Source organism: Mariniflexile litorale, assembly GCF_031128465.2.
Taxonomy (GTDB): domain Bacteria; phylum Bacteroidota; class Bacteroidia; order Flavobacteriales; family Flavobacteriaceae; genus Mariniflexile; species Mariniflexile litorale.
The window spans coordinates 2,076,890-2,102,505 of sequence record NZ_CP155618.1 but is presented as its reverse complement, the minus strand read 5'-3'; the positions used below and the strand labels follow the sequence as shown (position 1 = coordinate 2,102,505).

Sequence of the window (25,616 nt, the reverse complement as noted above, 5' to 3'; positions counted from 1 at the left end):
ATGTATTTATTCAAACTTTAAATTCAAATAGATTATTATTTTAATTCCCAAAATTATACCTGATGGTAAAACCAGATCTAATGGTTGTTTGTGGAAATGCGGTTGAAATGGCATATTCTGAGAATGTATAATCAAAATAAAAGATACCTGTTAGATTTTTACTAAATGCATAATCGGCCGAATATTTTAAGCCCCAAATAGTTTGACCTGATGTTACTTGGTTATTTTCTAAATCCAAATACCTAATAATGGTTTTATTATCTCTAATAGATATATCGGCTTTCATATTTAAATCACTTACAATACGCTTGCTTGGACCTGCCAAATTAGAATTAATACGTAAATCTTTAATTCTATATCCTAGCCCCAATACATATTCCATTCCTTGTACTTCGGTCATTAAATTATTATCAAAACTTAATGACAACAAACGGTCCTTTTTAATTTCTGTTAATATTTTAACCGAATTTTGCATTTCGAAATCTATTCTAATTAACGGACTAAACATTTCTGTTAAGTTGATATTACTATACAGTGTTGGGTTTTTGTAATTTCCAGATTGATTTAAAACATTATTATCTGATGGTATATCATCATAATCTATATTAAAATTAGGCTGTTCATAGTCTAAATTTGTTTGAAACTGATTGATGGTATAAGTTGAACGGTATCCATGAGTTAACGAGAAACGTTTGAAATTCTTTTTAAACCAAGCATATTTCATAAAGCCTGTGTATTTTAAATCCCAATTGGGGATAGGTACATCTCTAAACGCCGAGGTTTTCACCTTACTGGCATCTTGCCCGGTATAAGCCGCTAAAAAGGCTGGTAATAATACGGCTTGATTATTTTTACCAAAGCCTTTAGGATAACCTTCAGCGTCCACATCATTTACATCAGCACCTTTTTCCTTAGCCAATCGCTGTGCAATTATAAGTCTGTTAGCTCTAAAATCGTTAAAAGCTTCCGAGTTTGTTTCATCACTTGTACTAAACGCAGTTTTAATTAAAACTGTTGAAATATTAAAATTACCAAAGGTGTTTGGGGTTAAAGATTCGTATTCATATTGACCTGCGTTATCATTGACTCTAAAGTTTTCGGTATAATTTTGATAATAAGTTCTATTCCCAACAATATCAATTTTTAAGTCTTTTACAGGCTCTAAACTAGCCGATACATCCAATTGTTTTGAATTCGTTGTTGTATATTGCTGATTGAACTCTGGAAATAATGTTAACCATCCACGTCTTGCTGCGAGATCTCTAATATCGCTTTGGCTACCAAAGGTAAAACCTGTTGTAGGTTTTAAAGTTCCAACAAAACCTGGAGTTTGTAAATATCCTGGTAAAAATATACCATTGTTTTCAGAATAATTAAACTGAATTCTTTTAATACTCGTTAAAATATCAACGCCTGCATTAAGCAACTTGGTAACCGATTGATCTTTAATTTTTGGCTGATTTGTTTTATTCTGGTTTGGTCTCGGAGGCCCACTAGTAGTTGTTCTAGCTCTTACTCGAGAAATTGGTTTTTTTACCAAACCTATATATTTATACAACCTATTCATATCTAAAGTTGTATTGATATTGTGGGTATTGGCATTTTGAATGGTGTTGCCTAAATCGTAATTAGCTGTAGTTTCAATACCGTTTTCATCGGTGGTAACAAGTTCTAAATTACCATATAAATCTGAGCCTCGTTGCCACTGGAAGTTACCACTATATTGGTAAGTTGCATTTACAAAACTAAATGTGGGGATTTTATTAATAGGCACTTGATAAGTAATGCCTAAGTCTTGTGATTGCCTATTAGGGTCTCCAAAATCGAAAAAACCATCCCAAACATCAAGTGTTTCATCATGCTCTCCTCTAATTAAATCATTGTCTATAAAATAATTACGAACTATATTATTATTTGCCGCTGTGAAATTAAAACTTAAGGCTTCGGTTAAGTTGTAATTGATGGTGTATTGAAAATCGAATGTATAGTTTCTTCTAAATAATTCTTCAATACCAATGTTGCCGTTAGCAAGATCTACATCTCTAAATTTCTGCCTGTTAAATTGTCTGTTGATATCAGAGTTTATAGCGAAACTTGATGGTAATAAATTAACATTAAAATCTTTTAAAAGTTTCCAGTATTTACCAGTAAACAAAGAATCGTTCTTTTTAAAAGGTTCAATTTTTACAGGGTTAAAGTTAAAAGCGTAATTAGCTCCTGCACGTACTGTTTTGTTTACAGCATCTTCAATTTCAAAATCTCGGTGTTCTACTTTGTTGTATGAATAATTAAGAGTCAAATTTTCAACATCATAAAAACGTGGTTTTTCTTCGGTGGTTCTGCTTTTTCTAACACCTATAAAATTGATACTTTGACGCTTAGTATAATCTTCCGATTGTTCTTTTATTAAATTTCTTTCAGCAGTTGTTTCAGCGGCATCTAATCTAGATTGTAAAGTTAAATCTTCATAATACGCATCATATTTGGGTGTGATAAGTTCTTCACTTTGTCCATAATTAAACGGCACTTGAATACCCCATTTTTTTGGCAGTAACTGCCCAGCATTAATATTGGTCACTAAATCATATTGCTTTACATCTTCTAAACTACGCTGACTTGGTCCTTGCTCAAGACTACCAAAGCCAGAAGTGCTTTGTCTACCTGTAGCGCTAATATTCATAAAGTCGGCAATGTTAGTATCTAGACTTAATACTGCTGCCCAACCACCTTCGTTATCCATATCCGATAGCCTTAATTCATTAAACCAAACCTCAGCGCATATAGGTGATGCTGGTGGAGGCGCATCATTTAAACCATTTTCAATACCATTTTTTATACCAACCATCAATGTTCTAATATCACCGAAATTAGGATTTCCCTTTATAGTCACTCGATGTTGACCTATAGTATATGTTGAAAATTCTGAAACCGGTGTATCTACTAATTTTCCATCAATTACATTATAAAACTTTTGAGGTTCTGTGGGCAACGTTGGATTCGCTATTTCCAAGGCCTTAATTTTTCCTAAAACACCTATTGGTAAATTAATTTCATTTTCTTCTGGCCAAAGTCCTGTTCTTGATGTCGATTCAGAAACTTTTAATGGAATTTCTATTTGATAATAATTTTCTGTAAGGTCGTTACCCATACGCACAAAACCAACCACCGTATTATTATTTGGAATGCCTGTACCATCTTCTTCAAGGTGCATAAACATACGCATGCGTTTGTATTGGCGCATATCTAAATCGATGTTTTTATAAACACCTCTAGAGTCTTGCGATTCTAAATTACATACATTAACAAGTAACGATTGTTCATTTTGTTCAACTACGGTATTATTGTTATACAACTCTTCAGGTTCTATTCCTGGCGGTCTATCATAACTACCTTCGTTTTCTAATGTACCAATAACACCTACTGAAAAGTCTGTATTGTCATCGGCGGGGTTATCTTTATCAACTTGTAAGGTTTGTGTATAGCGTCTCCATTCACTACGAACCAAATCTAAAGTTCCAAAACGAAAAACGGTTGGTTCTGTAAATTCTTTAAGAAATAAACGTGTAAAACGCACCGATCTTAAATCGGTAATACCTCCAACTGGTTTTGCAAGACTCCCTTCTACTGGAATTCGAAACAAATACCATCTCACATCGGGTGTATTTCCATTAGGTAACGTTCTTTTTTGAGATTTAAAATCAACTATGTATTCTTTTAAAGGATTGTTGGCTGGAAGATTCTCGTAATCAGATTTTGAGGTTGGTAAATTTTGTCTGGTAATTGGAAGCTCGTATTCGTAATAACTATCAATCGTGTTCATGGTATTATCACGATTGATATCTTCTACATCGGGTTGTGTATTCGCACCTCTATCAGTATCCGAAAAGGTGTCTGGTGTATTACCTTCAACTCCATTGTACTTTTTATAACGATCGAAAATATTTCCATCGGCATTTAAAAAATAGGTGTAATTATCTTTTGCTGGGTCACTACCAAAACTGGCGCCAAATTTTAATATTTCTTCTGCATCATCATACCCATCGTAACCCACATCTTGATTGGTTCGCTCTTGACCTGTAGTATCGAATGCATATACTAAAGATTGATTTTGAGGAATTACAGTTCCCCAAGCAGTCACGGGAAGTAAATCGATGTTTCCATCTTTTGGCAATCCGTTCTCGTACATTTTTCTACCATCTTTAATAATATCTTCTGAAATATTTCCGAGATTGAATACTAACTTCCCGCCCGAATTTGATGGGTTTTCTTGAAATGGATCCTGCAACCAAAACTCGATATACTCCACGTTTTGTTGTTCAAAATCAGTAGAAGTTAGTTGACGTGTAATACCTGCCCATGAAGCTGAAGGATTATTAATAACATCGTTAGTTGTTGCTGGGTCAAAATTATAAGGCCCTCTTTCTGTTGGATAGTAGGCCAAATCTAAGGTGTTTAAAATTGTATTTTGCCCTTGTACTAAATCTCTATCTGGGAACAATTCCTTTATAAAAACACGACTTGTGTATAAACTAGACAAATCGTTATCTGAAATACCATTTGGCTTTTGACTCGTGTAAAAAATAGGATCGATACTATACCAGTTTAATAGAGCTCTTCCATAACCGTTTTGGATACCATTGTTATCGTCCCCTGGCGACCCTGTCAATTCTAAGGGTCTACTTGATAAAAACCAAGACTGTTGCGATTTTAAATCGATAGAATTTTGGGTTCCTTCAAAATCATCAACATATGAGGTGGCTTCACCTTTTAAATTGGTGCCTTTTGGAGATCCTGGTGCTAAATAAGCAAACTCACCACGTACAGACAAATTCGATTCTACATCGGTATCAATATTTGGTAAGGTATTTGCTAATCGGGTTAAAAATGGCACTTTGGTTGAATAATTTCCGTTTAACCCAAAAATGGTATTATTAATTGGTTCTGTACCGTAATTTGCTTTTTGAGTTATTGGGCGCTCGTTTAAGTTTAAAAGCGTTCCTCCCAACACAAAATTTTCATTAAATTTATGTTCTACATTAATACCTGTGAATCGTTTGGTTTGTTGTCCAAACACCGCATTATTTTCAGTCGAAACTTCAATAGGTGTATTCGATGCTTTTAAAGCTTCATCCAAAATTTGGACGCGCCCTTGTGTATAGTTAACTGTATAATCGATTCCTTCTACCAACACACGGCCACCCGCAGTAACACGCACCGAGCCTCTAGGTACATTAAAGGAACCTATAGGAATACCATCGCCTCCATTAGATTTATAGCGTCCTTTTAATTTGAATTTATTTTTTTCAACTGCTTCTAAGGCTCTGGTTTTAGTTTCTTTATATAACACATCATATACATACTTTGCTTGATTTTCGTTGTATGTTGCATTATTATCATAATCTTCACTTCCGCCAAGCGCTAATTTGTTAAAGAGATATTCACCAAAGGGCTCTGCACTTGGAAAAATAATTTTTCCGGTTTGCGACAATACGGTAATCCCTTCAACGAAATCGAAAAAACCGTCTCCTTTTGATTGCGGATCGTTGTTGTAATTTAATTTATCTAAACTAAAAACTCTTAATAAAGGTGTTTGTTGTAAAGGATCTTCATTGGTTCCTTCTGGTGGAAATGGCGTCGTACCAACAGGAGAAATATAGTTTAAAGGCGATGCTTCGTTGTAAAAAATATTCAATTTAAAATCCTCTGAACTTAAATTGTAGGCCCCTGTGTCGTAAATGTTTTTCATCATCAAATTCCAAACAGGCTGGTTCACATTGGTTATAGTACTTTTTAATAACTTAAGTATTAAATTGCTATTAACCACATTTGTTACTTGCCCAGAATTATTGGTTGTTACATTGGTAGCATCAACCCCATCGTTGGCAAACTCACCTACTTGGTACACTTTCTCTCCCAAGGTATATTGAAATGCTACGGCTAATACTTCATCATTATTCAACCGTTGGTTTAACGAAATATAACCTAATTGGGTATTTAAAATAAATTCTTGACCATTAATTAACTTTCTGGCATTTTCTAACTTAGCATAATCAAATCCTTCGCGAACATTTGGTACGGTTATTCCAGATTGCACAGTAGCTACATCTCTAATAGCTGAAGTAAGTTGAGAGCCAGCGTCACCAATGCTTGTTGGATCGAACGCATTATTTTTGTTGTTTGGATATGCTGTTGGCGTCGCAGTGATAGTTACTGCAGAACCTACTTTATTAGGGTCGGATTCACCTATATCTTGCAATGCCACCACATTTCTAACATTGTCTATTTTATTACTTCTGTTCGTTACCCAAACTTCAAGTCTTGTTATTTGTAAACCACCATTGTTTATATACGGATAAGTCGATAAGGATTTACTGTAGGTATCCCTAAAATATTGCGCTAAAAAAAAATGTCGATTTTCGTCGTAATCTCTAATAAAAAGTTCAAATTCTTCTAAAGTACCACCTCCTTGAGCGACTACGGTATTGGCTTGCGATTTCTGTTCAGAAAACACCCCTGTAAACGTAGTTTTACCAAACTGCAATTGGGCCTTGACACCAAACAAACTTTGTGCGCCGGTAATTAACGAACTATTTAAAGGCATGCTTACATTACCAACTTCTATTTTTTGAATGATGTCATCTTCGGTTGGTGTATATTCTAATTTGATAAGATTTTGAAAATCGAAAGTAGATTGGGTATCATAATTAGCCGTTACTTGCAGTCGTGTACCTACTTTACCTAATAAACTTAAACTAATGCGTTGATCGAAATCAAACGTAAAATTGCTTCTGTTTTTAGGTGAAAATGACGGATTATCTTGTTTTGAAAAAAGCATCCCCAAATCCATTTCTACCGAACCTTGCGGAACAATTTCAATGGTATTACTTCCAAAAATAGATTCAAAAAAATCTGATTTCACATAAAACTCGGGTAATAGATTTTTTTGAGCATCATCAGCACCATTCTTTTTGCCATCAAAAGCACTTATTTTTTCCTTATAATATTCTTTTGCACTTTCTTTAGCTACTAGTGCATAATATTCTTTAGGTGTTAAAATAATGGGGTAATTAATATTAAAACTACCTACTTTTTCAGTATAAATATAACGGTTTGTTAAAGCATCATATGTGTATTTGGACTCAATGCTATTGGGGTTTGGTGTTTTTATACTACCTAAATTAAATCCTGTTTTAACCGAATCTTGAACAGTGGGTTGTTGTGCCCACGCAATTGCAGAAAACAAAAAGACAACAACTAAAGCATAGCCTTTTTTAAAGGATTTATAAAAATTTAGGTTGGTTATATTCAAAATCTATTATAAATTTTTTAAAGCTTGTTTGATAATGGTTTCTACATTGGCATCTGGGTGTACCATGATAATTTTTTCCACTACACGCTCTGCTTGTTTTCTCACAAAACCAAGCACTTCTAAAGCAGATAACGCTTCATCTTTATTGGTATTGCCTTTAGAAACAGAAACTTCATCAATATCATAAATCTTTAAGACTTTATCTTTAAGATCTATAATAACGCGTTGCGCTGTTTTGGCACCTATTCCTTTTATACTTTGAATTAAAGCGATATCGTTACTAGCGATACCCTCTATAACTTGTTTTGGTGTTAATGAAGATAGCATGGTACGTGCAATACTTGCTCCAATGCCACTAACTGAAATTAATAACCTAAAAATTTCACGCTCTGCCAATGATGAAAAACCATAAAGCGTATGCGAATCTTCTTTAACTTGAAGATGCGTAAATAGTTTTAAATGCTCTCCTTCTGGAATTTGAGAATAGGTATGTAATGAAATATTTAACAAGTAACCGACACCATTACAATCAATAACAACATCAGTTGGGTTTTTCTCTACAAGTTTTCCTTGAATATGTGTAATCATTTATAGCAATTCGTTAATCAACCAAATGTAATAAATTTATCTTCAACAGATTTACTTAGAATTTTCGTTTTCCAGTTCTAACTTTTCCTTTTGTTGAGCATCAATTACGGCAATAGCTGTCATATTTACAATTTCGTCTACATTGGCACCTAGTTGAAGAATGTGCACTGGTTTGCTCATCCCCATCATGATGGGACCAATAGAAACCGCCTCGTTTAACTCTTTCAATAATTTATAAGTGATATTTGCCGAGTCTAAATTTGGAAATATTAAAGTATTTACTTTTTTACCCACCAGTTTTGAAAACGGAAATTTTTCTTGAAGCATTTCAGCATTTAAAGCAAAATCTGTTTGTAACTCGCCATCTATAACCATATCTGGATGATAACGGTGCAAATGCGCAACGGCATCACGCACTTTTGTTGCATTTTCGTTTGAAGAAGACCCAAAGTTTGAATATGAAATCATTGCCATAACAGGATCCATTCCAAACATTTTAACCACTTGCGCGGTCATTTGTGCAATCTTAGTTAATTCTCTAGAATTTGGATTTATATTTATAGACGTATCACTTAAAAATATGGGCCCACGCTTTGTCATCATCACATTGGTAGTTGCCACTCGCGACGTTCCTTTTGCCATACCAATTAGCTCTAGCATCGGTTTTACTACAGAAGGATAATTTCTAGAATACCCAGAAATCAAGGCGTCAGCATCACCTTCATTCACCATCATGGCCGCAAAATAATTACGCTCTCGCATTAACCTTTGTGACGAATAATAGGTAACACCACGTCGTTTACGCTGCTCCCAATACACCTTCGCATACTTATTTTTACGATCGTTTTCTTCTTCGGATTTAGGGTCGATTATGAGTACATTGGCATCAAATTCAATTTCTGCCATCAACTCTTTAATAGTTTCCTCTCTACCTAACAAAATAGGAATCGCAATGCCTTCTTCATAAACTATTTGAGCTGCTTTTATAACAGCAAGTTGATCTGCTTCAGCAAAAACAACACGTTTAGGATCTAGTTTGGCACGGTTAAATAGTAATCTAATAAGTTTATTATCGTTTCCTAAACGTTCTCTTAATTCATCTTTATATTTTTCCCAATCTAAAATTGGTTCTTGGGCAACACCGCTATCCATAGCTGCTTTAGCTACAGCTGGTGGCACTTCTGCAATTAAACGCGGATCGAAAGGTTTTGGAATAATGTATTCTTTACCAAATGTTAATCTGGTTTCGCCGTAAGCAATATTAACTTGTTCTGGCACCGATTCTTTAGCTAATCTAGCCAACGCATGCACAGCTGCCATTTTCATTTCCTCATTAATTTTGGTAGCCCGCACATCTAAGGCGCCACGAAATATAAATGGAAAACCAAGGACATTATTTACTTGGTTAGGATGGTCGCTTCTTCCCGTTGCCATAATAATATCTTTACGAGTTGCTACAGCAATATCGTATTTTATTTCTGGATCAGGATTTGCCATAGCAAACACAATCGGGTTTTTAGCCATCGACAATAACATCTCTGGAGACACAATATTTGGCTGAGATAACCCAATAAATACATCGGCATCTACCATAGCTTCATCAAGCGTATTTATTTTTCTGTGGGTAGCATATTCGGCTTTTTCAGAAGTTAAATTTTCTCGATCGTTTCTAATAACACCTTTACTATCGAGCATGACCATATTTTCGCGTTTAGCACCACATGCTTGATATAAACGCGAACAAGAAATAGCTGCTGCTCCAGCGCCACTTATTACAATCTGAACTTCATCTAATTTTTTATTTGAAATTTCAACGGCATTAATTAAAGCTGCTGCCGATATAATAGCTGTACCATGCTGATCGTCGTGCATTACAGGAATATCTAGTTCTTCCTTTAAGCGTCTTTCTATTTCAAAGGCTTCAGGTGCTTTAATATCTTCTAAATTAATACCACCAAAAGTTGGCGCTATATTTTTTACGGTTGCAATGAATTCTTCAACATTTTCAGTATCAACCTCGATATCAAACACATCAATATCTGCAAAAATTTTAAATAACAAGCCCTTGCCTTCCATTACAGGTTTTGAAGCTTCCGGACCAATATTTCCTAAACCTAAAACTGCAGTACCGTTTGATATCACCGCAACCAAATTACCTTTGGCTGTATATTTATATGCGTTGTTTTTATCTTTTTCAATTTCTAAACATGGTGCGGCTACTCCTGGTGAATAAGCTAATGCTAAATCCCGTTGGGTTGAATATTTTTTTGTGGGAACCACTTTAATTTTACCTGGCGTAGGTTTAGCATGGTATAAAAGTGCTTCTTTGCGCATACTATCTTCTCTACGTTTATTGTCTTCGCTCATAAGGATAATTAGTTAACTAATCGAACAAAGATAACAATCCAATTTTTTAAAGCTTAATCTTTTTATGAAAACTGTTGTTCTTTTTAAGGAAACTAAAAATCTTATATTAACACTCTCTCCTCTAAAAAAATTCATGTTGTCTAATTAAATATACTATGGAAGCTTTATTAATATATGATAAGATCATTATTATTTTTCAAGTGTAAAAACAAATTTAGCACCTTTACCTAGCTCTGATTCTAACTTAATTGTGCCTCCCAATTTGCCAACTAATTTTTTTACTGTCGCCAAACCAATTCCATTACCAGACTGTCCAAACTTGTCTGTTACTCTAATCTTTTCAAATATTTTAAATATTATTTCTTGGTGTTTTGCTGCTATTCCGGGACCGTTATCCTTTACATAAAATTCATAATAAGAATCTGACTCAGATACACCTAATTCAATTTTAACAAGTTCTTTGTCGCTATATTTAATGGCATTAGTAAACAAATTAATTAAAATTTGACTGATGACTGTTTTATTTACTGCAATAGTTGTTAATGATGATTTCAAAATCATATTGAAATTGTATTCAAAACTGAATAATCCGTTTATCTCATTTTTTAAACTTAACAAATCAATATTGGATTTTTTTTCTTTTAAAATACTCTCACATTGACTGTACTGTAACAACCCTTCTATTAAACTAGCAAGACTATCCGATGAGCTAATTATTAGTTTTAGCATTTCCACACCATCTTTATCAACATTCACCTCATATTCTTCTAAAAATAATTGAGCCAAACTAGTTATATTTATTAAAGGTGTTTTAAGGTCGTGAGCAGCAACAAAGGCAAATCGTTCTAATTCTTCATTTTTTTCTTCAAGTTGCTTTAGAGTTTGCTCTAATAAAAATTTGTTTTTACGTAACTCAAGCAAATTCATCACTTGATTTGAAAGCGCTCTTAACGAACTAATCTGGCTTTGACTTAACATATTAGGTTTATGATCGATAACACACAATGTTCCTAACGAATATCCTTCTTTAGTTACCAATGGAACACCTGCATAAAAAACAGCTAGAGGATCGCCTATCACGAATGGATTGTCGTGAAAACGATTATCAATCCTAGAATCCTGAACAATAAATACTTCATTTGGTTCATTAATAGCATGTGCACAAAATGCATATTCTTTTGGTGTCTCGGTAGCATCTATTCCATGATGGGATTTAAACCATTGGCGTTTATCGTCAATAATACTAATAAGTGAAATGGGAGTACCGCATATTTGTGCTGCTATGGTAGTTAAATTATCATAATCTGCTTCAGGTAGTGTATCTAATATAGAATAGGAAAGTAAATTTGTAATCCTTTCTGTTTCGTTATATGGCTCATTGGGGGCTATCATAAAGTTTGTTTTTGGATTGTAACAAATTAAATTAAACAGGTCTCATTTCTCGATTTTTTATGACTGATTATAGAAATAATAGGTTTTTTTTAATATTTAAGCTCCGTTTTCTTAGGGCTTTTAATTTTGATTAATCTTGTTTTAGTATAACTCCAAAAACCATACCACTAAAAGCTGCATAAATGGAAGTCACTTAAATATTGAACAGGTTCATTATAACTATTGAAAGCTAAATTTTAGGTATTAATTGGGTATTGATATGATTCTGATAAATAATCAGAATTATGCGAATTCACATTGTATGGTGATGAATAAAAGTGTATAATGATTTAATCTTAAGATTAATTACCTCTCTATTTTATAAATTCAATATTTCGTTTTAAACCAAGAAATTTTGTACGCTTTACTGCTGAATCTTTGAAAATTTTTCTAAAAACATCTTCGGTAATTTCTTCCCAATCTTTTTTAGTCATGGAAAGTAATTCAGGGTGTGGGTTAAAAAGTGGCTCACTATGTGCTTTTGAAAATCGATTCCAAGGACATACATCTTGACATATATCGCAACCAAACATCCAATCATCAAACTTTCCTTTAAATTCTGTAGGGATGTTTTCTTTTAGTTCGATAGTGAAATACGAAATACACTTACTACCGTCTACCACATAAGGTTCAGTAATGGCTTGTGTTGGACATGCATCGATGCATTTTGTACAGGTACCACAATGGTCGGTTGCTATGGTATCGTATTCCAACTCTAAATCAACAATCAATTCTGCTATAAAATAAAACGACCCTACTTGTTGGGTTAATAAATTACTGTGTTTCCCAATCCAACCCAAACCCGATTTTGCTGCCCAAGCCTTATCTAAAACAGGAGCAGAATCAACAAATGCACGTCCGTGAACTTCACCAATTTCATCTTGAATAAAATGTAAAAGCGATTTTAATTTATCCTTTATAACAAAATGATAATCTGTTCCGTAAGCGTACTTTGATAGTTTGAAGCTGTTTTCTGATTGTGCTTCTTCTGGGTAATAATTTAATAATAAAGATATAACAGATTTTGAATCTTCAACCAGTTTCGTCGGATCTAAACGTTTATCAAAATGGTTTTCCATGTACTGCATTTGCCCATGCATATTGTTGTTTAACCATTTCTCTAATCTTGGGGCTTCTTCTTCTAAAAATTGTGCTTTACTAATACCACAAGACAAAAAACCGAGGCGTTTGGCTTCGGTTTTAATAAGTTCGGTGTATTTCGATTTATTGTTAATCAAAACAATCCACCTTGTATAGTTCCTTTTATTTTTCCTAAATGTTTATAAGCTAACTCTGTAACCTCACGTCCACGTGGAGTACGCATAATAAAACCTTGCTGTATTAAAAAGGGTTCGTAAACTTCTTCAATAGTTTCAGCACTCTCACTAACGGCTGTTGCCAATGTAGAAATTCCCACTGGGCCCCCTTTGAATTTATCAATTATAGTGGTTAAAATTTTGTTATCCATTTCATCTAAACCAAAAGCATCTACATTTAATGCTTCTAAGGCATATTTGGCTATCTTAATATCGATGCTCCCATTTCCTTTTATTTGGGCAAAATCTCGAACACGACGTAATAAAGCATTAGCTATACGTGGTGTGCCTCTGCTTCTACCTGCGATTTCGATAGCTGCCTCCATCGTAATGGCAACATTTAATATGGATGAACTACGTTGAACGATAGTGGTTAGTAATTCTGTATTATAATATTGTAATCTACTTTGAATACCAAAACGAGCACGCATGGGTGCGGTTAATAACCCTGAACGCGTAGTGGCACCAACTAATGTAAATGGATTTAAGTTTATTTGAACAGAGCGTGCATTCGGACCCGATTCAATCATAATATCAATCCTAAAATCCTCCATAGCTGAATACAAATATTCTTCAACTATGGGACTTAATCTATGGATTTCATCAATAAACAAGACATCCCGTTCTTCCAGATTGGTAAGTAGCCCAGCTAAATCACCTGGTTTATCTAATACTGGACCCGATGTTATTTTAATACCTACATTTAGTTCACTTGCTAAAATATGTGCAAGCGTTGTTTTACCAAGTCCTGGAGGCCCATGAAATAATGTATGATCTAGGGCTTCATTACGTAAATTGGCTGCTTGAACAAATATTTGAAGATTCTCCAACACTTGGTCTTGACCTGTGAAATCGTCAAAAGATAAGGGTCTTAACTTTTTTTCAACGTCTAATTCTTCTGGAGAAAAATTTTCGTTTGTTGGATCTAGGTTTTCGTTCATATTAGATAGCTTTCTTTAAAGCTTCACTTTGGACTTCCAATGAAGGTCTATTTTCCATTTCAGTGATACTCTAAGTGATATTTAGTTTAAATTTAAACACTTATAAAAAGCCGGTTCCTGTTTACATAGGAATGACAATAAAAGCAAATATAAACAAAAAGCCTTTCTGTATTAAAAGAAAGGCTTTTTGTTTATATCTCATCTCTCGACAATGAGGTTCTTGCTTTCGCATTAACTTCTTTTAATGCTGAAGCTCTTCTTCTCCTTCTTTTAATGGAATATTCTGAGGCACAAAATCTACGTCATGTCCCGGTTTGCTGTAATCGTAAGCCCAGCGGTATACGTGTGGTATATCTCCTGGCCAGTTTCCATGTATATGCTCTACTGGTGTCGTCCATTCTAAAGTAGTAGAACGCCAAGGGTTTTGAGTTGCTTTCTTTCCAAAGAAAATACTACTGAAGAAATTATATAAGTATACAATTTGAACCACACCTCCAACTAAAGCGAAAATGGTAATAATAACATTTACGTTTGCTAAATCGTCGAATAATGGAAAATTAGTATTTGTATAATAACGACGTGGTAAACCTGCCATACCTATAAAGTGCATTGGAAAAAATACACCGTAAGCACAAATCGCTGTAATCCAGAAGTGAATATACCCTAAGTTTTTGTTTAACATACGGCCAAACATTTTTGGATACCAATGATAAATCCCTGCGAACATACCATAAAGCGCAGATATCCCCATTACTAAGTGGAAGTGAGCTACCACAAAATACGTATCGTGTACATTAATATCTAAAGCACTATCACCAAGAATAATACCTGTTAAACCTCCAGTTATGAATGTTGATACAAATCCAATAGAGAATAACATGGCAGGATTCATTTGTAAATTACCTTTCCATAACGTTGTAATCCAGTTGAATGCTTTTACAGCTGATGGAATTGCAATTAATAAGGTTGTAAATGTAAACACAGATCCCAAGAATGGATTCATCCCCGAAATAAACATATGGTGACCCCAAACTATGGTTGATAAAAATGCAATCGCTAAAATAGAGGCAATCATTGCACGATAACCAAAAATAGGTTTACGCGAGTTTGATGCCATAATTTCTGAGACTAATCCCATAGCTGGTAAAATAACAATATAAACCTCTGGGTGTCCTAAGAACCAAAACAAGTGCTCAAACAATACAGGTGAGCCTCCTTGATAGTGTAATACTTCTCCTTGAATGAATATATCTGACAAGAAGAATGATGTTCCAAAACTTCTATCCATTATTAATAACAACGCAGCAGATAATAATACTGGAAATGATATAATACCAATAACTGCAGTAATGAAAAATGCCCAAATTGTTAAAGGTAATCTTGTCATAGACATCCCTTTTGTGCGCAAGTTAATAACTGTAACCACATAGTTAAGAGACCCCATTAAAGATGAAGCTATAAAAATTGCCATAGAAACTAACCAAAGTGTCATACCCATACCCGAACCACCTTGCGCCATTGGTAAGGCACTTAATGGAGGATAGATAGTCCATCCAGCTGCTGCAGGTCCCGCTTCTACAAATAATGATAAGACCATGATTATACTAGAAAGAAAGAATAACCAATAAGAAATCATATTCAAAAAACCTGAAGCCATATCACGTGCTCCAATTTGTAATGGAATTAACAAGTTACTAAATGTTCCACTTAACCCAGCCGTTAGTACAAAGAATACCATGATGGTACCGTGTATAGTTACTAAAGCTAGATAAATATCGGCATCCATAACACCATCGGGTGCCCATTTGCCTAATAATGCTTCAAACAAAACATTAGGTTCCTCTGGCCATGCAATTTGCATACGGAACATCATAGACATTAAAACACCTATAACACCCATAATAGTACCTGTAATTAGGTACTGTTTAGCTATCATTTTGTGATCTTGACTAAATATGTATTTAGTTACAAAAGTTTCTTTATGATGATGTCCGTGGTCGTCATGAGCGTGAGTATCTTCGTGTGCTGACATAATCTTATAGCGTATTTATCTTTTTTAAATTAATTAACTAGAGAGTTTTTGAATTCTTTTTGCTCTTTCATCCAAGCATCATATTCTTCTTGAGTTTCAACTACAATTTTCATTTGCATATTGTAATGAGACTTACCGCATATTTTATTACATAATAGCAAGTAGTCAAATTCGTATCTATCTAAAGCCTCTCCGCCTTTAGCTATGATTTTTTGACTTTTATCAACTCTGATTTTATTAATATTTGCAACTTTTTCAACCATCTCTGGTGTTTTTCTCATATTAGCCGTAGTTACTGTAGGTGTAAATCCGAACTGCGTTATCATTCCAGGTACACAGTTCATCTGTGCTCTAAAGTGTGGCATATATGCAGAATGCAATACATCTTGTGAACGCATTTTGAATAATACAGGTTTACCAACTGGTAAATGCAATTCGGTAGTGATTACATCATCTTGAGCATTTGGGTCAGCTTCATCTAAACCTAAAATGTTAGCTCTATCCATATCAATTAAACGCACATTGGCTTTACCTAAGGTATTATCCGAACCAGCATATCTCGCTTTCCAGTTAAATTGTTGTGCATATAATTCTACAACTAATGGATCGTCACTTTCGTCTACCCCCATAATGTTAATCCAAGTATTTAATCCGTAGATAATCAAACCTGCCAAAACAATCACTGGAATAATGGTCCAGATAGCTTCTAATTTATTATTATCAGCAAAAAACAAAGCTTTTTTGCCTTTTTCACCTTTGTATTTAAAAGCAAAATAGTGTAATAAAAATTGTGTAATGGTTTGCACAAAAAAGATGATAACCATTGAAATAATCATTAAGTTATCAATAATAGGCCCATGCTCTGATGCAGAGTTTGACATTAATGGTAAATCACCCCATTTAGCAAAACATACGATGGTAATGATATAAATGAAGGCTAAAAACCCCATCATTAAATACCCATTTATTCTATTATCCTTGTCGGTGGCAACTTGTGAATTATCGTTTTTAGCTTGCGCCAAATCGAAAATCTTTACCATTTGCCATATGGCAACTAAAATAAATACTAAAATTATAATTGTTAATAAAGCAGTCATTGTTGTCGTTCGTCTTTATTTATATCTAATTAATAATGAAAATCTTCACTTTCTTTTCTAAAAGGATAGCCCTTTACAAGTAACGGTGCTTTCGTTAAAGCTGTAAATACTACAAGTATGAATAATCCTGCGAAAAGCAATATAGAACTTATTTCTGGAATACCTATAAACCAACGGTCTCCTACGGTTGCTGGCATAATCATAACAAATATATCTATGTAATGTCCAAATAAAATAACCAGTCCTGCCATAACAACAAACCAAGGGATTCGTTTATAATCGGCATTCATCAACATCAAAATTGGAAAAACAAAGTTCATAACTACCATACCTAAGAATGGTAACTGATAATCGCCAAAACGGGTTATAAAATAAGTTACCTCTTCTGGAATGTTTGAATACCATATAAGCATGAATTGTGAGAACCATAAGTACGTCCAGAAAATACTGAAAGCGAACATGAATTTAGCAACATCATGTAAATGGTTTTCATTAACAAATGGCAAAAAGTTTCTAGATTTTAAATAGATAGTTATTAATGCAATAACAGTTATACCACTTACAAACATACTAGCGAAGACATACCAACCAAATAAAGTTGAGAACCAATGTGGGTCTACGCTCATAATCCAATCCCAAGACATTATAGATTCTGTATAAATGAAGAATACTAAGAATCCTGCTGCAATTCTAAATGATTTTTTAAAATTGCTTTTATCTTCGGCCGTATCTTGAGCAATAGAGAATTTACGAGCAAAATGACGGTATAAACTCCAACCTGCAATAAATATCAAACCTCTAACTGCAAACCATCCTATGTTTAACCATCCCGATTTACCTTCGATTAATTTATCATGAGCTACTACTTCAGGATCCATCCATATAAATAAATTATAGTGACCTAAAGTACCAGATGCTACAGCAATAGCTAAAACTATTAAAGCGCCTGGTAATACATACGCTGTAATCCCTTCCATTACTCTAAACAATACTGGAGACCAGCCTGCTTGAGATGCAATTTGAATGGCATAAAAAGCTAAAACACCTAATGCAATCATCATAAAGAAAAATGCAGCTACATACAGTGCAGACCAAGGTCTATTTGCTATTTGATGCTGAACATGTTCAATATGCTCTTTGTGTTCATCTACTTGGGCATGTGCTTCTTCTCCATGTGCACCATGACTTGACGCCTCTGCTGCATGACCACCACCGTGGTGAGATTCTTCTGCAAGTAAGGTTTCAACTTCTTCAAAAGATTTATGAGATGTCATAAAACCATATCCAACACCTAATGCTCCTAAAATCATTAGTATGAAAGAAAATGTCTTTAATTTATTTGAAAATGTATACATATCTATAATAATCTTGTCTATCTTACTTTTCTAAATTAGCCTTTAATTCCAGTACATACGAAACTACTTGCCAACGTTCTTCTTCTTTTAGTTGATTAGCATATGAGCCCATCGCATTTTTTCCATAATAAATAGTATGGTAAATACTTCCTTCGCTTATAGCTCTACCTGCGTCATCATAACTAGGAATACCAAGAATCTTTTCTCGTTTTACTAAGTTACCTTGTCCATCACCTTTATTACCATGGCAAATACCACAATAAATATCATATAATGCTTTTCCTCTTTCTAAATCTACCTTAGTAGAATCTAAAGGATTTTTCAAGGTTTCTTTCGCTAACATATAACCTTCTGTAGAATTTTCAATATCAAAAGGCACAAAACCTCTAGCGATAGATCCTTCAGCAGGTAATTGTGCTTCAACTCCATTTTTAAATGCAGCTTCTCCATAGGTTTCATACCCAGCAGATTCATACATGTTAGGCATGAACTGGTAGTTTGGTGTTGTATCCTTTTTACATGACACAGCAACTAAAATAACTGCTAATACTAATATTTTAATTAAGCTTTTCATCTTTATTAATGCGCTTTATCAATTAAATTAATCTCAACTGCTCCAGTTTCTTTAAGCAAACTTTCAAGTTCATTTTCGTTTCCATTTACTGCTATTTCCATTAAAAAATGGTCATCGGTAGTTCTTGGATCTGGATTTTCTGCTTTTTTAAACGGCCACATTCTACTTCTTAAATAAAATGTAATTACCATTAAGTGCGCTGCAAAAAACACCGTTAACTCAAACATGATTGGCACGAATGCTGGCATATTTTCGATATAGCTAAAACTTGGTTTTCCACCAATATCTTGAGGCCAATCTTCAATCATTATGAAATTCATCATAACAGTTGCAACCGTTAAACCTATTAAGCCATATATAAATGCTGCGATAGCAATACGTGTTGGCTCCAATCCCATGGCTTTGTCTAGTCCGTGAACTGGAAATGGTGTATATATTTCTTCAATGTGATATCTCTCTGCTTTAACCTTTTTAACAGCAGACATTAATACATCATCATCTGTATAAATAGCGTGAATTACTTTAGATGCTTCCATTGCCTACGCTTCGTTTTTGTTGTTAATTACTTTATCACCAGAGGTTCTTGCATCTGCTCCTGTTCCTACTAAACTATCACCTCTTTCTCTAATGTTTTTATAACGTTCTCCTGATGATTTTAAAATAGTTTTCACCTCAGCCTGTGCAATTACAGGGAATGTTCTAGAATATAATAAGAATAATACAAAGAAGAATCCAATAGTACCAATAAAAATACCTATATCTACAAATGTAGGAGAGAACATCGTCCATGAAGACGGTAAATAATCTCTATGCAATGAGGTTACGATAATTACAAAACGTTCAAACCACATACCTATATTTACCACAATTGATATAAAGAATGAGAACATGATACTCGTTCTTAGTTTTTTAAACCACATAAATTGTGGAGAGAATACGTTACAAGACATCATCGCCCAATACGCCCACCAGTAAGGTCCAGTTGCTCTATTTAAGAATGCATATTGTTCATATTCTACACCAGAATACCAGGCAATAAACAATTCTGTAATATAAGCCACACCTACAATAGAACCTGTAATCATGATTACAATGTTCATTAATTCGATATGTTGAACGGTGATATAATCTTCTAGGTTACATACTTTTCTCATAATAATAAGAAGTGTATTTACCATGGCAAATCCCGAGAATACCGCCCCAGCAACAAAATATGGAGGGAATATAGTGGTATGCCAACCAGGAATAACCGAAGTTGCAAAGTCAAAAGATACAATAGTGTGTACAGATAGTACAAGGGGTGTTGCTAAACCAGCAAGAACCAAAGACACTTCTTCAAAACGTTGCCAATCTTTTGCTCTTCCAGACCAACCAAAACTCAATAGAGAATATATTTTCTTTTGAAAAGGTTTGATGGCTCTATCACGTAACATAGCGAAATCGGGCAATAAACCTGTCCACCAGAAAACTAATGATACAGACAAATAGGTTGAAATCGCAAATACATCCCAAAGTAATGGAGAGTTAAAGTTTACCCATAACGACCCAAATTGATTGGGTATTGGTAACACCCAATAAGCTAACCAAGGACGACCCATATGAATAATTGGGAACAAACCTGCTTGCACTACAGAGAAAATAGTCATCGCCTCTGCTGAGCGGTTAATGGCCATTCTCCATTTTTGACGGAACAGTAAAAGTACTGCAGAAATAAGTGTTCCTGCATGACCAATACCAACCCACCAAACGAAGTTAGTAATATCCCAAGCCCAACCAACGGTTTTATTCAAACCCCAAGTTCCAATACCTGTCGATATCGTATAAATTATACACCCTATTCCCCAAAGGAACGCAGCTAGTGCTATAGAGAATACTATCCACCATTGTTTATTTGCTTTGCCTTCAACAGGTCTTGCCACATCCACAGTAACGTCGTGGTATGATTTTTCGCCTGTAACTAAGGGTCTTCTAATAGGTGCTTCGTAATGAGACGCCATAATTATATAATTGATTCTTTAATTAGATTTATGCTTCCGTTGTATTTCTCACTTTTGTTTGATACATCACGTTTGGTTTTGTCCCTACGCTCTCTAACAAGTGATACATACGATTATCTTCTTTAAGTTTTGCAACTTGACTTTCTTTATCGTTAATGTCTCCAAATACCATAGCACCACTACTACAAGCTGCAGAACATGCGGTTTGGAATTCACCATCTTTAATTTCACGTCCATCACGTTTTGCATCAAGAATGGTTTTTTGTGTTTTCTGAATACACATAGAACATTTTTCCATAACACCACGAGAACGAACCACCACATCTGGATTCAATACCATACGACCTAAATCATCATTCATATGATAATCGAATTCATCATTACCATTGTATAAGAACCAGTTGAAACGACGTACTTTATAAGGACAGTTGTTAGCACAATATCTTGTACCTACACAACGGTTGTATGCCATTTGGTTTTGACCTTGACGACCGTGTGATGTTGCTGCCACAGGACAAACAGTTTCACAAGGTGCATGATTACAGTGTTGACACATTACTGGTTGGAAAGCTACTTGTGGGTTTACAGATGCATGCTCCATTTCACCAAATTCGCTTAAAGAACTTCCTAAACCAGAAATATTATCCTTTTTCTCATTATCACCTTCAAAAGATTCCTCAGATGAGTAATATCTATCAATACGTAACCAGTGCATATCACGGCTACGACGTACTTCAGTTTTACCAACAACAGGTACATTATTTTCAGCATGACATGCTATAACACATGAGCCACAACCTGTACACGCATTTAAATCGATTGATAAGTTGAAGTGATGCCCAATAGAACGATCAAATTCATCCCATAAATCGACGTCTGGTGAAGTCACTGGAGTTTCTTTATGATTTAAAGATACCATCGGAATAGCATTCCAGTGTTTTTTATCTTTAGTATTGAAAATCTCTAAAGAAGTTTCTTTAATGATGTCTCCACGACCCATCAAGGTATTATGTAACTGTACTGATGCAAATTCATGTTCTCCTGAAACTGCTTCAATAGTAACGTTTTGTGCTGTATTAAAGTTTTGGTATAAAGCATAAGCATTTACACCTGTTTGCATTTCTTCTTTTAAACCTGCAGTTCTACCATAACCGAAAGATAAACCAACTGAACCTTTTGCTTGTCCTGGCTGAATCATAACAGGAGCCGTAATAGACTTACCATTTACAGTCACTTTAGCATAACTACCATTTAATGCGCCATTTGCAACATGCTTATTTATTAAACCTAATGCATCAGCATCAGCTTTAGAAATAGTTAAATAGTTATCCCAAGAGGCTCTTGTAATTGGATCTGGAAATTCTTGTAACCATGGGTTATTGGCTTGTTGCCCGTCACCCATACCCACTTTGGTATATAATGATAATTCTAAACCAGATTTTTTTGCCGAAGCAGCTAAAGCGCTAGCCGTATTTCCTGAAGGTATTTCTGCTTCAACTCCAAATAAGTCAGAATCTTTGCCTACCTCTTCAGTAACTGTTGCTATTTCACCCACATAAAAACCATCATGTAATGCTTGGTTAAACGAGCTACCTCCTAATATAGTTGAACCCCAAGCCTCTTTAATATAATCATGGTAAGAAACATCATTTCCTGTCCATTTTAACAAAGCCTCTTGAAATTGTCTGGTATTGAATAGCGGACGAATAGCTGGTTGTGTTAAAGCGTAATGTCCTTTTTTAATTTCAACATCACCCCAAGCTTCTAAATAATGAGGTGCAGCAGCAATATATTGTGTTTTTGAAGACGTTTCATCAACTTTCATTGAGAACGCTATCGATAATTCTGTTTTCTTTAATCCTTCCGCAAAATCAGAAGCATTAGGTAATGTGTATAATGGATTTACACCACTCATAATAATAGCGCCCACTTTACCTGCCTTCATATCGGCAACTAAATTTAAAACAGCTTTATCACTACCTTGTCTTGTTTTTACAGGTGTTTTGGCATCAAACGCTTTACTTTTTAAAAACTCATTTATTTCTAAAGCAACAGTTTGTGCATTTATGTCTTGAATTCCTGTTATTACAACAGCTTCACTACCTGCTTTTTTTAATTGCTCTGCTGCCTTTTTAACAGCTTCTTGTACATGTGCCGGCAAGCTTCCTGAAACAGAACCTCCAACAACATAACTATATAATTTAGCTAAGGCTACTTTTTGCTCGCTTGGTGTTAATGGCACTCGTTTATCTGCATTTGCTCCCGTTAAAGACATATTAGACTCAAACTGAATATGGCGCGACATTTTACCGTTTTGTGGAATTCTATTTTTCGAGTATCCTGAATCAAAACCTCCTCCTTGCCAATCACCTAAGAAATCGGCACCAACAGAAACAATCGTCATAGCTTTAGAAAAATCGTAATTAGCTAAAGCACGCTCTCCGTATTTTGCTTGGTAAGCATCTAATGCAGTCGATTCTGAAATAGCATCGTATACTACATGACGAACATTACCATATTTTTCTTTAAATTCTGAAATTAACTTTCCTGTAGAAGGACTCGCAAAAGTTTGTGTTAATAACACAATTTCTTTACCAGCTACTTTTAAATCGGTTAATTTTTGATTGGTTTCCTTATCAAAAGTACTCCAAGAAATAGAGGCATCCCCTTTTTTAGGACTTTGCACTCTTAAACTATCATACAACCCTAAAACTGAAGCATTTACTCTAGCATTAGCACTACCATTAGTAGCCGCTAAAGCATTATTTTCAATTTTAATTGGACGACCTTCACGCGTTTTAACTAAAACACTAGCAAAATCAAATCCATCTGCAATAGTTGTTGCATAATAGTTAGCAACACCAGGAATAATTTCTTGAGGTTGTACTACATATGGAATAGATTTAACAACAGGTCCTTCACATGCAGCTAAAGACGCAGCAGCGGTACTAAAACCTACATATTTTAAGAAATCGCGACGTGTTGTAGAGGTTGCCTCCAATGTATCTTTATTACCTAAAAATTCATCAGTTGGAATTTGATCTACAAACTCGTTTTGTTTTAGCGTCTCAACAATAGAACTATTCTCGTTTAGCTCTTCAACACTTTTCCAGTATTTCTTGTTTGATGACATATTATATAATTGAATTACTTCTTATTAAATTTATTAATAGTGGCATTTTCCACATTCTAAGCCACCCATTTGAGCCGCCGTTAACTTATCTACACCATACTTTTTAGATAATTCTTCATGAATTTTAGTATAATAAGCATTATCTTTTACGTTAACATCGGTAGTTCTGTGACATTCAATACACCAACCCATTGTTAATGGTGCATGTTGAGAAACCACTTCCATTTCTTCGATAGGACCATGACATGTTTGACATTCAACCCCCGCCACTGTAACGTGCTGTGAATGGTTAAAATAAACGAAATCGGGTAAATTATGAATACGAACCCATTTTACAGGCTGTGAATTACCAGTATATTTTTGCTCAGCATCATCCCATCCTGCCGCTTTATATAACTTTTTAATTTCTCTATCATAGAACTCTTTTGAATGTTCTGGCGTTGTTTCTCCATTGTATTCATAAATTGATTTATGACAGTTCATACAAACATTTAATGAAGGGATTCCTGAGGTCTTACTTGTTCTCGCAGAAGAGTGACAGTATTTACAATCAATACCATTATCACCAGCATGAATTTTATGCGAAAAATGAATAGGCTGAACTGGTTGATACCCTTGATCTATACCTACTTGCATTAAATAACCATACACAAAATAGGCACTAGACAATAAAAAGAATATGGCCACAACCAACATTAAAAATTGGTTTTTTACAAAAGCTTGCCAAAGGGGTGTTCTTTTTGTTGATTCGGGAACTTCAACATTTTGAGCCGATGCAAAACGGCGCAATGTTTTGTTTACCAAATACAAACCTGTCCCCAATAATATAAATAAAATAGCTAAAGCCCCTAAGATTATTTCATTTGAAATACCATCTGTTGGTGCGTTAGCATTTGATGCACTAGCAGCTCTTGTTGCTCCAACTGGTGCTTCGGCTTTCACCTCTGCAGTATACGCAAGAATGTTATCAATATCTTCATTTGATAATTGTGGAAACGCTGTCATAGCAGCACCTCCATACTCATTATACACTTTGTTTCCGTAAGCATCACCAGACTTAATCACTCCAGAACTATTATGAATCCAATTATAAATCCATTCTTTATCCAAACCTTCAGCATCTGCTAAGCGTGCTTCTACATTACGCAAAGCAGGTCCTGTCATTTTCTTATCTAATTGATGACATGCTGCACAATTGGCATTAAATAATGATTTCCCTTTTGCTGGATCTCCTTGAGCAGAAAGCGAGGTTGTAAACGCTAATAATAAAATTAAGCTTACACGAAGAATGTTTACGCTTAATTTACGGTGAATCACCTTTCTCATATTGTTGGTCAAATTAACTTCTAAACTTTGGTATGATTTTTTCATTTAACAATTGAAAAAAATACAGTTAAAAAAATCTCTCGCAAAAGTAATACTTAAAGTCGATTTGAGAAATGTTAGGGAACTGTTAATTGATAATTTAGAGGGATT

Annotated in this window: 14 protein-coding genes; all 14 read right to left on the bottom strand. The window is 34.6% G+C overall.

Going from position 1 to position 25,616, the window contains the following annotated elements:
• Positions 1-40: 40 nt before the first annotated feature.
• On the bottom strand, positions 41-7,309 hold the full coding sequence (sprA, locus tag QLS71_RS08840) for a cell surface protein SprA (RefSeq protein WP_308993090.1): 7,269 nt from the start codon (positions 7,307-7,309) through the stop codon (positions 41-43).
• A gap of 6 nt (positions 7,310-7,315) precedes the next feature.
• The gene (gene ruvA / locus QLS71_RS08835) at positions 7,316-7,897 is read right to left on the bottom strand and encodes a Holliday junction branch migration protein RuvA (protein WP_308993091.1); all 582 of its coding nucleotides are present in this window, start codon (positions 7,895-7,897) and stop codon (positions 7,316-7,318) included.
• Between the two features lie 51 nt (positions 7,898-7,948).
• Complete coding sequence (locus QLS71_RS08830) at positions 7,949-10,264, bottom strand: NADP-dependent malic enzyme (RefSeq protein WP_308993092.1); 2,316 nt, start codon at positions 10,262-10,264, stop codon at positions 7,949-7,951.
• 189 nt (positions 10,265-10,453) lie between these two features.
• Positions 10,454-11,656, bottom strand: a complete 1,203-nt coding sequence (locus QLS71_RS08825; protein ID WP_308993093.1) for an ATP-binding protein — start codon at positions 11,654-11,656, stop codon at positions 10,454-10,456.
• A gap of 353 nt (positions 11,657-12,009) precedes the next feature.
• Positions 12,010-12,930, bottom strand: a complete 921-nt coding sequence (queG, locus tag QLS71_RS08820) for a tRNA epoxyqueuosine(34) reductase QueG (protein ID WP_308993235.1) — start codon at positions 12,928-12,930, stop codon at positions 12,010-12,012.
• Positions 12,930-13,952, bottom strand: a complete 1,023-nt coding sequence (ruvB, locus tag QLS71_RS08815; protein ID WP_308993094.1) for a Holliday junction branch migration DNA helicase RuvB — start codon at positions 13,950-13,952, stop codon at positions 12,930-12,932. Before ruvB ends, queG begins: the two co-directional genes overlap by 1 nt.
• Before the next feature lie 241 nt (positions 13,953-14,193).
• Entirely contained in the window at positions 14,194-15,984 is a 1,791-nt protein-coding gene (locus QLS71_RS08810; RefSeq protein ID WP_308993095.1) for a cbb3-type cytochrome c oxidase subunit I, read from the bottom strand.
• A 29-nt stretch (positions 15,985-16,013) separates the two neighbouring features.
• Positions 16,014-17,081 carry a cytochrome c oxidase subunit II gene (locus tag QLS71_RS08805; protein WP_308993096.1) on the bottom strand — a complete coding sequence of 356 codons (1,068 nt, stop codon included), beginning with the start codon at positions 17,079-17,081 and terminating at the stop codon, positions 16,014-16,016.
• A 29-nt stretch (positions 17,082-17,110) separates the two neighbouring features.
• Positions 17,111-18,436 (bottom strand): quinol:cytochrome C oxidoreductase, encoded by a 1,326-nt coding sequence (locus QLS71_RS08800; protein WP_308993097.1) that lies wholly within the window; start codon positions 18,434-18,436, stop codon positions 17,111-17,113.
• A gap of 22 nt (positions 18,437-18,458) precedes the next feature.
• Positions 18,459-19,010 (bottom strand): cytochrome c, encoded by a 552-nt coding sequence (locus tag QLS71_RS08795; protein ID WP_308993098.1) that lies wholly within the window; start codon positions 19,008-19,010, stop codon positions 18,459-18,461.
• A 5-nt stretch (positions 19,011-19,015) separates the two neighbouring features.
• The gene (locus tag QLS71_RS08790; RefSeq protein WP_308993099.1) at positions 19,016-19,546 is read right to left on the bottom strand and encodes a DUF3341 domain-containing protein; all 531 of its coding nucleotides are present in this window, start codon (positions 19,544-19,546) and stop codon (positions 19,016-19,018) included.
• 3 nt (positions 19,547-19,549) lie between these two features.
• The gene (gene nrfD / locus QLS71_RS08785) at positions 19,550-21,007 is read right to left on the bottom strand and encodes an NrfD/PsrC family molybdoenzyme membrane anchor subunit (protein WP_308993100.1); all 1,458 of its coding nucleotides are present in this window, start codon (positions 21,005-21,007) and stop codon (positions 19,550-19,552) included.
• A 28-nt stretch (positions 21,008-21,035) separates the two neighbouring features.
• A complete protein-coding gene (locus tag QLS71_RS08780) occupies positions 21,036-24,140 on the bottom strand; it encodes a TAT-variant-translocated molybdopterin oxidoreductase (protein WP_308993101.1) in 3,105 nt (1,034 codons plus the stop codon).
• Between the two features lie 33 nt (positions 24,141-24,173).
• Positions 24,174-25,466: a cytochrome c3 family protein gene (locus tag QLS71_RS08775; RefSeq protein WP_308993236.1), complete on the bottom strand. Its 1,293-nt coding sequence runs from the start codon at positions 25,464-25,466 to the stop codon at positions 24,174-24,176.
• Between the last annotated feature and the right edge of the window lie 150 nt (positions 25,467-25,616).

Coding starts and splice junctions, on each gene's coding strand:
- ruvA (WP_308993091.1), bottom strand. CDS start 7,897: ATGATTACACATATTCAAGGAAAACTTGTAGAGAAAAACCCAACTGAT.
- QLS71_RS08830 (WP_308993092.1), bottom strand. CDS start 10,264: ATGAGCGAAGACAATAAACGTAGAGAAGATAGTATGCGCAAAGAAGCA.
- QLS71_RS08825 (WP_308993093.1), bottom strand. CDS start 11,656: ATGATAGCCCCCAATGAGCCATATAACGAAACAGAAAGGATTACAAAT.
- ruvB (WP_308993094.1), bottom strand. CDS start 13,952: ATGAACGAAAACCTAGATCCAACAAACGAAAATTTTTCTCCAGAAGAA.
- QLS71_RS08810 (WP_308993095.1), bottom strand. CDS start 15,984: ATGTCAGCACACGAAGATACTCACGCTCATGACGACCACGGACATCAT.
- QLS71_RS08805 (WP_308993096.1), bottom strand. CDS start 17,081: ATGACTGCTTTATTAACAATTATAATTTTAGTATTTATTTTAGTTGCC.
- QLS71_RS08800 (WP_308993097.1), bottom strand. CDS start 18,436: ATGTATACATTTTCAAATAAATTAAAGACATTTTCTTTCATACTAATG.
- QLS71_RS08795 (WP_308993098.1), bottom strand. CDS start 19,010: ATGAAAAGCTTAATTAAAATATTAGTATTAGCAGTTATTTTAGTTGCT.
- QLS71_RS08790 (WP_308993099.1), bottom strand. CDS start 19,546: ATGGAAGCATCTAAAGTAATTCACGCTATTTATACAGATGATGATGTA.
- nrfD (WP_308993100.1), bottom strand. CDS start 21,007: ATGGCGTCTCATTACGAAGCACCTATTAGAAGACCCTTAGTTACAGGC.
- QLS71_RS08780 (WP_308993101.1), bottom strand. CDS start 24,140: ATGTCATCAAACAAGAAATACTGGAAAAGTGTTGAAGAGCTAAACGAG.
- QLS71_RS08775 (WP_308993236.1), bottom strand. CDS start 25,466: ATGAGAAAGGTGATTCACCGTAAATTAAGCGTAAACATTCTTCGTGTA.